Source organism: uncultured Bradyrhizobium sp. (genome assembly GCF_964252615.1).
In the GTDB taxonomy this organism is placed as follows: Bacteria; Pseudomonadota; Alphaproteobacteria; order Rhizobiales; family Xanthobacteraceae; genus Bradyrhizobium.
The window spans coordinates 129,603-142,784 of sequence record NZ_CAXUNQ010000004.1 but is presented as its reverse complement, the minus strand read 5'-3'; the positions used below and the strand labels follow the sequence as shown (position 1 = coordinate 142,784).

General features: G+C 62.9%; 13 protein-coding genes. 7 read left to right on the top strand and 6 right to left on the bottom strand.

The genetic code is table 11. The annotated features are described in order from the left end of the window. The first annotated feature begins 110 nt into the window (after window positions 1-110). The 3 genes from ACFE72_RS04275 (at window position 111) to ACFE72_RS04265 (ending at window position 1,464) form a co-directional block, all read left to right on the top strand. Complete coding sequence (locus tag ACFE72_RS04275) at window positions 111-569, top strand: hypothetical protein (RefSeq protein WP_375411809.1); 459 nt, start codon at window positions 111-113, stop codon at window positions 567-569. A gap of 78 nt (window positions 570-647) precedes the next feature. Further along, on the top strand, window positions 648-851 hold the full coding sequence (locus ACFE72_RS04270) for a hypothetical protein (RefSeq protein ID WP_375411808.1): 204 nt from the start codon (window positions 648-650) through the stop codon (window positions 849-851). Between the two features lie 22 nt (window positions 852-873). Then, window positions 874-1,464 carry an SCO family protein gene (locus ACFE72_RS04265; protein ID WP_375411807.1) on the top strand — a complete coding sequence of 197 codons (591 nt, stop codon included), beginning with the start codon at window positions 874-876 and terminating at the stop codon, window positions 1,462-1,464. Here the strand turns inward: ACFE72_RS04265 and ACFE72_RS04260 are convergent. Next, entirely contained in the window at window positions 1,455-3,500 is a 2,046-nt protein-coding gene (locus ACFE72_RS04260) for a glycosyltransferase (protein ID WP_375411806.1), read from the bottom strand. The genes ACFE72_RS04265 and ACFE72_RS04260 overlap by 10 nt on opposite strands. A gap of 151 nt (window positions 3,501-3,651) precedes the next feature. Here ACFE72_RS04260 and ACFE72_RS04255 point away from each other — a divergent pair, with 151 nt between their 5' ends. Together ACFE72_RS04255 and ACFE72_RS04250 are read left to right on the top strand one after the other, a co-directional pair. Continuing rightward, window positions 3,652-4,494: a transporter substrate-binding domain-containing protein gene (locus tag ACFE72_RS04255; protein WP_375411877.1), complete on the top strand. Its 843-nt coding sequence runs from the start codon at window positions 3,652-3,654 to the stop codon at window positions 4,492-4,494. A gap of 146 nt (window positions 4,495-4,640) precedes the next feature. Further along, the gene (locus ACFE72_RS04250; RefSeq protein ID WP_375411805.1) at window positions 4,641-6,281 is read left to right on the top strand and encodes a lysine--tRNA ligase; all 1,641 of its coding nucleotides are present in this window, start codon (window positions 4,641-4,643) and stop codon (window positions 6,279-6,281) included. Between the two features lie 103 nt (window positions 6,282-6,384). Here the strand turns inward: ACFE72_RS04250 and ACFE72_RS04245 are convergent, their stop codons facing one another. Continuing rightward, the gene (locus ACFE72_RS04245; RefSeq protein WP_375411876.1) at window positions 6,385-7,011 is read right to left on the bottom strand and encodes a helix-turn-helix transcriptional regulator; all 627 of its coding nucleotides are present in this window, start codon (window positions 7,009-7,011) and stop codon (window positions 6,385-6,387) included. A gap of 198 nt (window positions 7,012-7,209) precedes the next feature. Between ACFE72_RS04245 and ACFE72_RS04240 the strand changes: the two genes are divergently transcribed. Both ACFE72_RS04240 and ACFE72_RS04235 read left to right on the top strand, forming a co-directional pair. After that, window positions 7,210-7,554 carry a DUF952 domain-containing protein gene (locus tag ACFE72_RS04240; RefSeq protein ID WP_375411875.1) on the top strand — a complete coding sequence of 115 codons (345 nt, stop codon included), beginning with the start codon at window positions 7,210-7,212 and terminating at the stop codon, window positions 7,552-7,554. Continuing rightward, the gene (locus ACFE72_RS04235; protein ID WP_375411804.1) at window positions 7,551-8,645 is read left to right on the top strand and encodes a quinone-dependent dihydroorotate dehydrogenase; all 1,095 of its coding nucleotides are present in this window, start codon (window positions 7,551-7,553) and stop codon (window positions 8,643-8,645) included. The genes ACFE72_RS04240 and ACFE72_RS04235 overlap by 4 nt, the downstream gene beginning before the upstream one ends. On the opposite strand, the gene ACFE72_RS04230 is transcribed toward ACFE72_RS04235, so the two are convergent. The 4 genes from ACFE72_RS04230 to ACFE72_RS04215 all read right to left on the bottom strand — a co-directional run bounded on the left by ACFE72_RS04230 (window position 8,620) and on the right by ACFE72_RS04215 (window position 13,109). After that, a complete protein-coding gene (locus tag ACFE72_RS04230) occupies window positions 8,620-9,927 on the bottom strand; it encodes an MATE family efflux transporter (protein ID WP_375411874.1) in 1,308 nt (435 codons plus the stop codon). The two genes, ACFE72_RS04235 and ACFE72_RS04230, sit on opposite strands and share 26 nt — an antisense overlap. 54 nt (window positions 9,928-9,981) lie before the next feature. Continuing rightward, window positions 9,982-10,299, bottom strand: coding sequence for a DUF6460 domain-containing protein (locus ACFE72_RS04225; RefSeq protein ID WP_375411873.1), 318 nt, complete (start codon window positions 10,297-10,299; stop codon window positions 9,982-9,984). A gap of 90 nt (window positions 10,300-10,389) precedes the next feature. Beyond that, window positions 10,390-12,069: a cisplatin damage response ATP-dependent DNA ligase gene (locus tag ACFE72_RS04220; RefSeq protein WP_375411803.1), complete on the bottom strand. Its 1,680-nt coding sequence runs from the start codon at window positions 12,067-12,069 to the stop codon at window positions 10,390-10,392. After that, window positions 12,066-13,109 carry a ligase-associated DNA damage response exonuclease gene (locus ACFE72_RS04215; RefSeq protein WP_375411802.1) on the bottom strand — a complete coding sequence of 348 codons (1,044 nt, stop codon included), beginning with the start codon at window positions 13,107-13,109 and terminating at the stop codon, window positions 12,066-12,068. Before ACFE72_RS04215 ends, ACFE72_RS04220 begins: the two co-directional genes overlap by 4 nt. Between the last annotated feature and the right edge of the window lie 73 nt (window positions 13,110-13,182).

Genomic DNA, 13,182 nt, shown 5'->3' with positions numbered 1-13,182 from the left:
ATCTGAGCCACCTCCGTGATCTGGACAAAACGTCGATCTCGCAACACGCTGGCGACAGTCTTGCATCACAAGACGGTCAGATTCGGACAGGTTCTCGACTGGGGCTGGTCATGAAATTCGTTACGGGATTGCTCGCGGCGGTCTTGTTGTTCGCGGGTGTTGGGGCAAGCCACGCAGTGGTTCGGATCGCCGAGGACCGGGGCGGCCGCATCGGCACCTACGTAGACAAATACCAGGGCCTGCGTAGTTCCGGAGAGACGGTAATCATCGACGGCTTGTGCGCTTCGGCCTGCACCATTGTTCTTGGCGCCGTTCCCCATGACAAGATCTGCGTGACGTCGCACGCCAATCTCGGCTTTCACGCGGCTTGGGACTTCAGTTCCAATGGACGCGCGGTGACCAACCCCGAAGCGACGCAGATGCTGTATTCCATGTATCCGTCGCAGGTGCGGCGCTGGATCGCAAAACGTGGCGGGCTGACCCCGCATATGATCTTCCTGCGCGGCCGCCAGCTGATGGCCATGTACAAGCCGTGCTACCTGGACGCCCAGGCCTCGGCCTCGCGCTAACCGTGTCTTCAGCATGACGTGATCGAAGCCGCGCCGGCAGCGCTTGCCCGGCGGCCCCGCCGGCCTTATCTGGGATAAATGCTGAATACGGCGCGCCAAGGATCGCTTGCGGAACGTGCGGCGCCGGCGCAACGCGCCATCGGCGGCGTTGCGTTCGGAATCATGGTCGGTGGCGTTGTCCTTACTACGGCCATCCTGCTCGGCGCCTCGGTGCTGTGGTTCCACTACGGCACTGCGGTTTTCTTCGAGATGATCGCATCCGGCATTGCCGCCTGTTTCTGATCTAGTCCAAAGGAAGGTCATAATGGATCGGACCACTCGGCCGCTGGTCATCGTCGCGGCGTTCGCCGGCAGCCTGGTTGTCGGGCTGGTCGTCGTGCTGTGGCTGCTTGGCGGATTGCGCGGCGTGACGGCGCCGTCCGCGATCGGGGGGCCGTTCCGACTGACCGACCAGGCCGGCCAGACCGTTACCGAAAAAAATCTGGTGGGAAAACCGACGCTGATCTTCTTCGGCTTCACGCACTGTCCGGATGTATGTCCCACCTCACTGTTCGAAATCTCCGAGGTGTTGCGCGCCATGGGTGGGGACGCCGACCGGGTGAATGCCTATTTCGTCTCGGTCGACCCGGAGCGCGATACCGCTAGCGCGATGAAGGATTATCTGTCGAGCTTCGATCCGCATCTTAAGGGCTTGACCGGCGACGCCGACGCGGTCGCGAAAGTCATCTCCGGGTTTCGGGTCTATGCCAAGAAAGTCCCGCTGAAAAACGGCGATTACACCATGGATCATACCGCGCTGGTCTATCTGATGGATCGCGATGGGAAATTCGTGGCGCCGTTTAATCTGAAACGGATGCCGGACGCCGCGGCGGCCGATCTGAAACGCTACCTTTGAAATCCTCGTCGACGCTTCATCAGGTGCATCGCCTGTGCTCCAGGGGAAGCAGTTGATCGCCGGCTTCGGGTGAGGCCGTGCTCGGTCTTTTCCCAGCGGTAGCGATCGCTCCAGAACTGCCACAGCGCCCGCCATGCCGCAATCGACAGGCAGGCCCAATAGAACGGCGTGGCTGCGAGAATCCAGCCGCTGCGAAGGTGGCCGCGCCGGGCAAGGCCGGCCAGGCCGATGGCGACGGTCGATAGAAAGCCTGCTGCGATTGTCGTGATATGCAGCGGCGCCAGCAAGCCGGTCAGGAACCAGCCGGGAGCGTTGCCAGCGACGCTGGCGGCCCCATACATGACAAATTCAACGACAAGAATCGGATAGGCGAGCGCGGTCAGCACGTTGCCGCCGACGACGATGTTGAGCGCGAGCAGTCCGCTTAACCCGGCATCACGCCGCAGCCGCCAGGGTTCGCGCATATGCACACTCCAGGTCTGCATCCAGCCTTTCATCCAGCGTGAACGCTGATGCAGCCATGCCTTGAACCGTATCGGGGCTTCCTCATGGGTAGTCGAATCGAAGGTGACCGATCGATATCCGAAACGTGCGAGGCGAAAGCCGAGGTCAGCGTCCTCCGTGACGTTCCAGGCATCCCAGCCGCCGATTTCGCGCAGAATCGCCGTACGGAAATGATTAGACGATCCGCCCAGCGGTAGCGGCATACGCATCGCCGCAATTCCCGGAAGGACCACATCGAACTGCCCGGCATATTCGGCAGTGAACATGCGTGTCAGCAAGCTGTCTGCGATGTTGTGAATGCACAGGCTGGCCTGCGCGCACGCGACATCGGCGCCTTGGCTACGAAAGGCATCAAGCGCCGCGCGAAGCTGGCCGGGCTCGGGGCAATCCTCGGCGTCGAATACCGCCACAAAACTGCCTCGTACAAAAGAAAGCGCGCAGTTCAGCGCTTTTGGCTTGGTCCTGGGCCCGGTGGCAGGCGCGATCAGGACTTGCACATGCGGCATCGGACCAAGTCGAGCGATAGCGGCGCGGGTTGCAAGATCGTTGGGCTCGATGGCGAGGATGACCTGCAGTTTCTCTCGCGGGTAGTCCAGATCATTGATGGCCTGCATGAGCAGCGCAACCGATTTCGCTTCCCGATAAAGCGCCGCGACGACCGTGTAGACCGGCAACTGGTGATCGGAAAGGCGGCGTAACCCTGGCTGCGCCGGCCGGGGCAAGAAACCTCCGACAAAGCGTATGCTGATAAACAGCAGAAACCATATCGCCAGCACGACGCTCCAAGCCTCCAAGGCAAAGATCGGCGGCAACAGCATCAGCGCCGCAAACACGCATGGCCCTTTGAGGCGCTGCAGATGTCCGCGCCATCGGGGGCCGTCGATTGCGGCGGGTGCTGCCGACATCCGCGGAAAGCGGATGCGCAAACCGTCAGCGGCGGCGCGGCCCAGTATGCCGTCGGCCTGATGCAACAGGAATTGCTCGAGATGCGAGGACGACGTGAGCCGGATGCGCTCGGCTAGATGAGGGTGTTGATCGACAAGGCGGCAGAGCGTACGAGCCGCAAGGCGCCGCGGCGCTATCGTCCAGACCAAGCCGCCATCGTGCCGCAGCGGGATCAGGCCGAACGCCGCGGCGTCGAGGATTTGGCTATCGGAGAGAGGAGAATCGCTCCGATGGATTCCGGCAAAGGTTTCGGTGGCGAGCCCGGTGTGGAACGCCAATAGCTGCAAATAGGCTTCTTCGTCGATCACGCCCTGCTGGATCAGGACCTGGTCGGCGCCAACACCCAGTTCCCTCGCCCGTTCCTCGGCAGCCCTGAGCAATTGCGGCGGCAGTCGCCGCCGCAGGCAATCCAGTTCGTCGGCCCAGCCGTCCTCGACGGCGTGCCGCTGATTATCATTGCTGGATCGCAGCGAGCCAAAGTTTCCCCGTAAAAATCCGAACCCTTCGCCCGGCGCGCAGCCGGCTGCGCCGCGGCGCGACCGCGCGGCTCTCATTTTGTCGGTTCGGACATGGTCCCAAAGGGCCATGCGAAGTCCTCGCTTACCGTAAACGCCGCTCGCCTCTTGCGCCGGATGGTCTATAAGACCCTCCTTTCCGGGCGTCCTGCCAACGAGCACATCACACTCAGTGTCGGTTAACAATCTGAAATTGTTACACTTTTTACGCGCAACCGCGGCGGTGGTATTGCTGGCGGTGGTAGCGCCGGACACAGACGCGCGCGCTCAAAGTGCCCCGAAAACTGCACCGGCAGCGGCGCCGCAGGCCGTACCTGGATTCTGGGATCCGAGGCGGCGGCCTGACAGGCCCGATCTGTCGCGTCTCAGCGTGATCCGGTTCTTGACGGAGACCGACTACCCGCCGTTCAACTTCACCGGTCCCGACGGCAATCCCGCCGGGTTCAACGTCGATCTCGCGCGTCTGCTGTGCGAAGAGATCAAGGTCAACTGCACCATCCAGATGCGGCGCTTCGAGACACTACTCGACGCGATTTCCAGCAATCGCGGCGACGCCATCATTGCCTCCCTTGCGGTGACGCCGGAACTGCGCAAGCGCGTCGACTTCACTGACCCGTATTACCGGGCGCCGGCGCGGTTCGTGTCGCGGCGCGATGCGGCGATGGCGGAACTACGTCCGGAATATCTCGAAGGCAAGAAAGTCGGCGCCATCGCCGGCTCATCGCACGAGGCCTATCTCAAGGCGATGTTCACCGATGCGGAACTGCATTCGTATCCGAGCGACGACGCGCTGCGGCAGGCGTTACGGCGCGGCGAGGTCGATTTCATTTTCGGCGACGCGATCTCGCTGGCATTCTGGATCAACGGCACCGATTCGGGCGAGTGCTGCGCCTTCAGCGGCGGTCCATTCGTCGAAAGCCGCTATTTCGGCGAAGGCATCGGAATTGCCGTGCGAAAAGGCAATGACCTGTTGCGCCAGTCGCTGAACTGGGCGCTGTTCAGGCTTTGGGAAAAGGGCCGCTATACCGATCTGTGGCTGCGCTATTTCTCCGTCAGCCCGTTCTGAAATGCCGCGTTCTCGTCATTGCGAGAGGCGAAGCGACGAAGCAATCCAATCTTGCTTGTGGCGCTCTGGATTGCTTCGCTTCACTCGCAACGACGGCTATAATTGCGAACAGGCCAGTTTCCTGATCTCCGGAGACCTGCTCTAAAATGTCCACGACCGAACTCACCAGTCCAGGCGATCTGCGCGCGCTCGCCGAACAATCCAATGCCTGGCCGTTCGAGCAGGCAAAGGCGATCGTCGCGCGGTTGAAGAAAAAGCCGAAGGACGAGGTGGTGTTCGAGACCGGCTATGGACCGTCGGGGCTGCCGCACATCGGCACCTTCGGTGAAGTTGCGCGCACCACGATGGTGCGCCACGCGTTCCGCGTACTGACCGAAGACAAGATCAAGACCCGGTTGCTGGCGTTTTCCGACGACATGGACGGCTTGCGCAAGGTGCCCGACAACGTTCCCAACAGGGAGATGCTCACCGCCTATCTCGGCAAGCCGCTGACGCGCATTCCGGATCCATTCTCGAACGAATTCCCATCGTTCGGTGCCGCCAACAATGCGCGGCTGCGCGCCTTTCTCGACACGTTCGGGTTCGATTACGAATTTGCGAGCGCGACCGACTACTATAGCTCCGGCCGGTTTGACGGCGCGATGCAGCAGATGCTCGAGGTCTACGATCGGGTGATGGAGATCATTCTGCCGACGCTTGGGCCCGATCGTCGGGCGACCTATTCGCCGTTTCTGCCCATCAGTCCGGCCACCGGCAAGGTGCTTTATGTCCCGATGATCGAGCGCGACGTGTCAAAGGGCACCGTGGTCTATATCGATCCTGACACCGCGGAAAAGACCGAGATCGCGGTTACGGGCGGCCAGGTGAAGTGCCAATGGAAGGCGGACTGGGCGATGCGCTGGTCTGCGCTCGGCGTCGATTATGAAATGGCCGGCAAGGACCTGATCGATTCGGTCAAGCTGTCGGGCAGGATTTGTGCCGCCCTCGGCGGCACGCCGCCCGAAGGCTTCAATTACGAGCTGTTCCTCGACGAGCAGGGCCAGAAGATTTCCAAGTCGAAGGGTAATGGCCTCTCCATCGAAGAGTGGCTGCGCTATGCTTCGCCGGAAAGCCTGTCCTGCTTCATGTATCGCGAGCCCAAGGCGGCCAAGCGTCTGCACTTCGACGTCATTCCGCGCACGGTCGACGACTACTACCAGTTCCTCGACGGCTATCGGCGGCAGGATGGAAAGCAGCGTCTGTCGAATCCGGTCTGGCACGTTCACGCCGGCCATCCGCCGGCGGCGGATATGCCGGTCACGTTCCAGCTGCTGCTGACGCTGGTGTCGTCGTCGAACGCGGAGAACGCCGAAACCTTGTGGGGCTTCATCGGGCGCTACCGGCCGGGCGTCACCCCCAAAACCCATCCGAAGCTGGATGCGATGGTCGGCTATGCCATCAACTACTACCGCGACTTTGTGGCGCCGACCAAGCAGTTCCGCGAACCGACCGAGACGGACCGCGTTGCGCTGCAGGATTTGCGTGATGCGCTGTCGCAATTGCCGGCGGGCGCGTCGGCCGAAGAGATCCAGAACGTGGTCTATGAGATCGGGCGTCGCGAGCCGTTTCTGGACGCGGTGAAGAAGGGCAAGGACGGCCGGCCCGGTGTGTCGCTGGACTGGTTCAACATGCTCTATCAGGTGCTGCTCGGCCAGGAGAAGGGGCCGCGCTTCGGATCATTCGTGGCGGTCTACGGCGTGACGAACGCGGCCGCGATGATCGACGGCGCGCTGGCGCGCTCCGCATAACATCAATCGTCATGCGCAGGCTTGGCCCGCACACCATCTGCGCTTGGCAAAATGCCTTTTTCCAAATGATGAATGCCGGTCAAGCCCGGCAATGACGGAATGCCTACTGGCTCGCCCAAACGATTCGCGCGATCCAGTCCACCTCGGCGGCGGCCAGCGTGCGGTCGACATGGTTCGGATTGAGTGACTGCAGTTCGAGAACCTTGGCGCTGCGGCGTTTCAACTCCTTGACCATCACCTCGCCGTCCTTGGTCTTCACCACCACGCGATCACCCTTGCGGATCTGGGCGCCGGGCGACACCACGATGATATCTCCATCGCGATAGGCGGGTTTCATCGAATCGCCGGAAATTTCCAGCGCGTAGGCATGCTCGTCATTTACCGAAGGCAATCCGACTTCGTCCCAGCCCTTGCCCACGGGAAAGCCGCCGTCGGTAAAAAAGCCGCCGGAGCCGGCTTGTGCGAAGCCGATCAGCGGCACTGACTGCACGGTGCGCGGGGTATTCTCGACCAGCTGAACAAAGGTGTCGAAGCTGACATTGGTGGCCGTAAGCGCCTTGGCAACCGATTCGGTCGATGGCCATCGCTCGCGCCCCTCGACGGTGATGCGTTTGGACTTGTTGAAAGTCGTGGGGTCGAGTCCGGACTTCTTCGCAAGTCCCGAGGCGGATAATCCGGCGCGTTCGGCAAGGCGGTCCATCGCGCCCCAGATCTGGTCGTGGGTCAGCATGTCGGTCTTCTGTTTGGCCATGGTTCAACTCGGTCAAAATTTAGGAATTATTGCCTTAATTGAACCCGGTTCGCAATACTCCCTGTGGATAAATGCTATGCTTGATGTGAACTCACCCCACCGATACGGTCCGGGTGGACGCCGGAATTGCCGGTAAAATCCCTAAAGACTTGAGCGACAAGCAGGAAGCGGGCGGTGCTGCGCACGATTTACAAGATTTGTCCCGCCTCGGCCTGGCGCGAGGCCGAGCGGCGCGGCGCGTTCCATGGCAGCGCCGACGATTTGCGCGATGGCTTTATCCATTTTTCCACGGCCTCGCAGCTCGCTGAGACGGCGAGGAAGCACTTTTTCGGCCAGACCGGGCTGTTTCTGATCGCGGTGGATGCCGGCGCGCTGGGCAGTTCACTGCGTTGGGAGCCCTCGCGCAACGACGAGCTATTTCCGCATCTCTACGGCGAACTCGATCTCGGCGCGGTGACCGCCATCCTCGAGATGCACGCGCGTTCCGACGGATTTCACGACATTCCGGAGCTGAAACCGTGATTCGTGCATTCGATGTCTTGTCGCTGCCGCTGCTGCGCTGGTTCGATCCGGAAGACGCGCATCGGCTGGCAATCCAGGGGTTGCGACTGCTGCCGCCGTTGCGGCCCCGGCCGGACGACCCCAAACTGGCGGTCCGCGCTTTCGGCCTGAATTTTCCCAATCCGGTCGGAATGGCCGCCGGTTTCGACAAGAGCGGCGAAGCGCCGGATGCGTTGCTGCGGCTGGGTTTCGGCTTCGTCGAAATCGGATCGGTGACGCCGAAGCCGCAAGTCGGCAATCCGCGGCCGCGGCTGTTTCGCCTGCAGCGCGATGAGGCCGTGGTAAACCGGATGGGTTTCAATAATGACGGCGCCGACGCGGTATTGCGGCGGTTGGCCAGTCGCGCACATCTTTCCGGCATCGTCGGGGTCAATGTCGGCGCCAACAAGGACTCGCCGGATCGCGTCGCCGATTATGTAAAATTAATCGAGACTTTCGCGCCGGTGGCGAGCTATTTCACCGTGAACGTGTCGTCGCCGAACACCCCGGGGCTGCGCAATTTGCAGCAGGCGGCGGCGCTTGACGATCTCCTGGCGCAGGTGATCGATGCGCGCGAGCGGGTGCGGCAAAACGCCGGCGATTCACCGGTGCTGCTCAAGATCGCGCCCGATCTGACGCTGAACGAACTCGACGACGTCGTCCACATCGCGCGCTCGCGCCGGGTCGACGGTATGATCGTCGGCAATACCACGATTGCGCGGTCCCCGGCCTTGCGCGAACAGAATCGTGCCAAAGAGCAAGGCGGCCTGTCCGGACGGCCGCTGTTCCGATTGTCGACACGAATGGTGGCGGAAACCTATGTACGTGCCGAAGGCGCATTTCCGCTGATCGGCGTCGGCGGCATCGACAGCGGAGGTGCCGCGCTGACGAAAATCCGCGCCGGCGCCAGCCTGATCCAGCTTTATTCGTCCCTGATCTACAAGGGTCTCGGTCTGGTCGATGACATCAAGCGCGATCTCGCCTCTACCCTGCTGCGCACGGGACGAGATTCGTTAACCGAGATCGTCGGCGCCGACGCCGCCAACATCACGGCGGAAGACTGGCCGCTCTAGGTTCAGCCGCGAACGACGATTCCAACAGCGCCGGATAGCGAAGTGCCTGGAGCCCGCCGCGTGCGGCATACAGCACGAGTAGCGCGCCCCACAGTCCGGCATTGCCGAACGGCCGCAGCGCCAGCCAAGCGGCGAGAAAGATGATCAGCGACAGCATCATCAGGTTGCGCATGTCGCGCGCCCAGGTCGCTCCGATAAATATGCCGTCGTAAGCGAATGCGAAAACGCCGAGCACTGGCGCCAGCGCCACCAGCCACAAATAGTCGCGGGCGCTGCTGCGAACGTCCTGGCTTGCGGTCATGATATCGATCAGCGCCGGCCCGAACAGCGCATAGATCGCGGTTACCGCAAGCGCGAAAGCAAACCCCCACAGGATCACCAGCCGGGTCACGCTCGAGAAGGCGGTGCGGTCGCGCGCGCCATAGGCGCGGCCGCAGAGCTGCTCGGCGGCGTTGGCAAGACCGTCGAGAAAGAACGCGCTGATCAGCAGAAGGTTGTTCAGCACCGCGTTGGCGGCGAGCGTCACGTCGCCGGCACGTGCGCCCTGAGCGGTGAAGAACAGGAAGGCGGTGATCAGAGCAGCAGTGCGGATCATGATGTCGCGGTTGACCGCCATCATCCGCATCAGCTTGGGGCGATCGAGCAACGCGGTGCGCGAAACGGCGAGACCGCCCGTAAGATGCCGCGCAATGAAAACGCCGATCGCGAGGCCGGTAGCTTCGGCGAGGATGGCGGCGATCGCGGCGCCGGCGACTCCGGCGTCGAACACCAGCACCAGCAACACCGTCGCCGCCATGTTGACGGCATTGATCGCAATCTGCACCCCCAGCGCCAAGGTGGCGCGCGCCTGTCCGACCAGCCAGCCCAGCACGGCATAATTGGCCAGCACCAGCGGCGCCGACCAGATCCGGATTGCGAAATAGGTCTTGGCTGCACGCGTGACGCCGTCGCTGCCGCCCATGGCGCCGAACAGCCCGGCGGCCAGCGGTATTTGCAGCGCGATAAGACCGGTGCCGGTCAGCGCGGCGACGGCAAAACCCCGCACCAGCAGCGCCCGCAATTCCTGGCCCTCACCGGCGCCGAGCGCCTGCGCCGTGAAGGCGACGGTGCTCATGCGCAGGAACGCGAACAGCCAGAACAGGCAGTCGAAAATCACCGATGCCATGGCCACGCCGCCGAGCGGCGTCGCGTCGCCAAGCCGGCCGATCGAGATGGTGGCGACAATACCGAGCAGCGGCGTGGTCAGATTGGCCGCCATCGCGGGCCCTGCGATGGCGAACATCTGCGCCGACGTAACCCGGGACGGGGAAGCCAATGGATCAAACCGGCGTTCGGTCTATCGCCCGCGCGGTGCGCCGAACAACCGGGAGATCAGCCAGATCGGGATCACAATGACGGCGCCGAGCAGGAAGTAGCGCCACAGTCCATTGACGGCATCGAAGCCGAGATCATAAATCCAGTTGAACAGCCGACGGATGCTGCTGACGATATTCCAGGGATCGAAGCCGATCGCCGCGAGCACCACGCCGACCAGGATCGACAGCAGAACCAGGCGAAACGCCACCGCCAGCGGCGAACCCCCGAGAAAGCGCGAGAGACTGTCGTCGCGGCGCGGCAGGCCTCGCGGATAATCGCGTGGTGCGTCGCCCGGCATCTGCCTCGTCTCGTTTTGCATCCTGGTCTCCCGCGCGATCTGGCGCCGATTGTAGTGGTGTACCGCAGATGGGGAACCGGCTTGGCGGCGTCAATGGTCGCCGGCCGCCGCAGCAGCCTGAATTGCGGCGTCGGATTTCAGCATCCGCTCCAGCGTTTCCAGCCGGTCGGCCTCGCGCGGAGGCTTGTCCCAGCGCAACCGGTTGATACGGGGAAACCGCATGGCGACGCCGGATTTGTGCCGCGGCGAGCGCTGCAACCCCTCGAAGGCGACCTCCAGCACCAGGCCCTGGTCCGGTTCATGGACGACATGACGTACCGGGCCGAATTTTTCCGTCGTATTGCGGCGGACGAAGCGGTCGATCTGCAGCAATTCCTCGTCGGTAAAGCCGAAATAGGCCTTGCCGACCGGCACCAACTGGTCGCCGTCGTCAGCATCGGTCCAGACACCGAAGGTATAGTCGGAATAATACGACGAGCGCTTGCCGTGGCCGCGCTGGGCGTACATCAGCACCGCATCGATAAGGTGCGGGTCGCGCTTCCACTTCCACCACTGGCCTTTAGGACGGCCCGGCAGATATGCCGCGTCGCGGCGCTTCAGCATCACGCCCTCGACGGCCTCGGCATCTTCGCCGGCACCCGCGCTTGCCGGATCAGCGCGCGTCGCCCTGAGCGCGTCCCAACTGTCGAAGGGAATTGCCGGTGACAGGTCGACGCGGGGATCGTCCAGCTTTGCGATGAAAGCCTCGAGCCTCGTTCGGCGTTCGGCGAAGGGCAGTTCGCGAAGATCATTGTCCGCGTCGCAGAGCAGATCGTAGGCGCGCAGGTGGATCGGAAATTCCTTGATCAGTTTCGGTGAGACCACCTTGCGGTTCAAACGCTGTTGCAGAACGTTGAAGGTCTGCACCCGGCCGTCGCGCAGCACCAGCAACTCGCCGTCGACGGCGCCGGCAAGCCGCAGCGACGGCAACAGGTCCGGAAAGCTTTTGGTGATGTCTTCGCCGCTTCGGGAGTACAGCCGAGCGACGATTTTGCCATGTTCGTCATAGCCGCTCACCGCCTGGACGCGAATGCCGTCCCATTTCCATTCGGCGATGAAATCCGCGGCGTCTAGATTTGCGAAATCGCTGTCCTCGACTGCATGCGCCAGCATCACCGGCCGGAACGGCGCCGGATCCAGGTTGACGGGCTTGTCGGCGCGGCCCTCCAGCCATGCGAACAGATCGAGGTAGGGCGGTGCGAGTCCCGGCCACATCAGTTCGATATCGTGAACGTCCTTGCCGCCGAGCGTCGCAGCCGCGGTCTTGGCCAGACGCGCAGAGATGCCGATCCGCATCCCCCCGGTAACGAGTTTCAGCAGCGCCCAGCGCCCGGTCTCGTCGAGTTCATCAAGCCAGCGCGTCAGCTGTTTAGGCATTTCGGTCTTGCCTAGCGTACGCAGCGTCGTGACGACTTCGGTCAGCGTGGGGGGCGGCGGATTGTTATGGGCCGCGGCCGGTGTCTTCGGCCACATCAGCGCCACCGTTTCGGAGAAATCACCGACATAGTCATGCGACAGCGCGAACAGCACGGGATCCGTGCGCGACATGATCAGGTCCCGGATCAGCGCCGGCTTGGCGTGCTTGAACGACAGCGCGCCGGTCAGCGCGGCCAGTGCATAGCCGCGATCGGGATCCTCCACCTTGCGGAAATAGCCCGTGATCAGCCGCAGCTTGTTGTTGCGTCCGGGTTCGTAGGCAAGGCGGTCGAGCAGTTCGGCGAAACGATTCATCCGTCGGCGCCTTCGCCTGCGGACGGCGTTTCTTCCTCGCCATCTTCATCGCCGTAGCCGACGAGATCGAGCGGTCGCGCCATCAGTCCCTTGGCCTTGCACCAATGCACCAGCGCGTCTTCTTGGCCATGCGTGACCCAAATTTCACCGGCGCCCGTGGCATCGATGATGGCGGTCAGGCCGTTCCAGTCGGCGTGATCTGAAATCACCAGCGGTAACTCGACGCCGCGCTGGCGAGCCCGCGCGCGCACCCGCATCCAGCCCGACGCGAACGCGGTGACCGGATCGGGAAACCGCCGCGTCCAGATATCCGAAGTCGCCGATGGCGGCGCCAGCGTGATGGTACCGGCGAGATCGGCCTTCTTCACGTCTTTGACCATGCGCAGTTCGCCGAGCGGCACGCCCCGGCTCGCATAATAGCGCGTGATCTTCTCCATCGCGCCGTGCAGGTAGATCGGCGCGTCATAGCCGCTTTCCCGAAGCAGCGCGATCACGCGTTGCGCCTTGCCGAGCGAATAGGCGCCGACCAGATGCGCACGCTCCGGAAACAGCGCCACCGATGCGAGCAGCTTTTCGACCTCGACGGCCGCGTCGGGATGGCGAAACACCGGCAGGCCGAAGGTGGCTTCGGTGATGAAGACGTCGCAGGGCACCACCTCGAACGGCGTGCAGGTAGGATCGGGGGCGTCCTTGTAGTCGCCGGAGGCGACAATGCAGGTGCCTTCACAGGACACCGCGATCTGCGCCGAGCCCAGTACATGGCCGGCCGGATGGAACTTGATCTTTACTTTGTCGAGCCAGACCTCTTCACCATAGGCAATGGCCTGTGTCGTCCGCGCAAAATCCTCGCCATAGCGCAGCCGCATCATGTCGAGGGTTTCCCGGGTCGCCAGCACGGCGCCATGGCCGGGGCGGGCGTGATCGGAATGCCCGTGGGTGATCACGGCGCGCTCGACCGGACGCACCGGATCGATATGAAAGCCGCCGGGCCTGCAACACAGGCCGGCGGCTACGGGCATCAGGATTTCTTGCGGACGCATGCAGGCTATATAGGCCGGCTTGAAGCGATTTTAACCATCATGGCTGGGCTTGACCCGCGCATCCGTCTTCCGG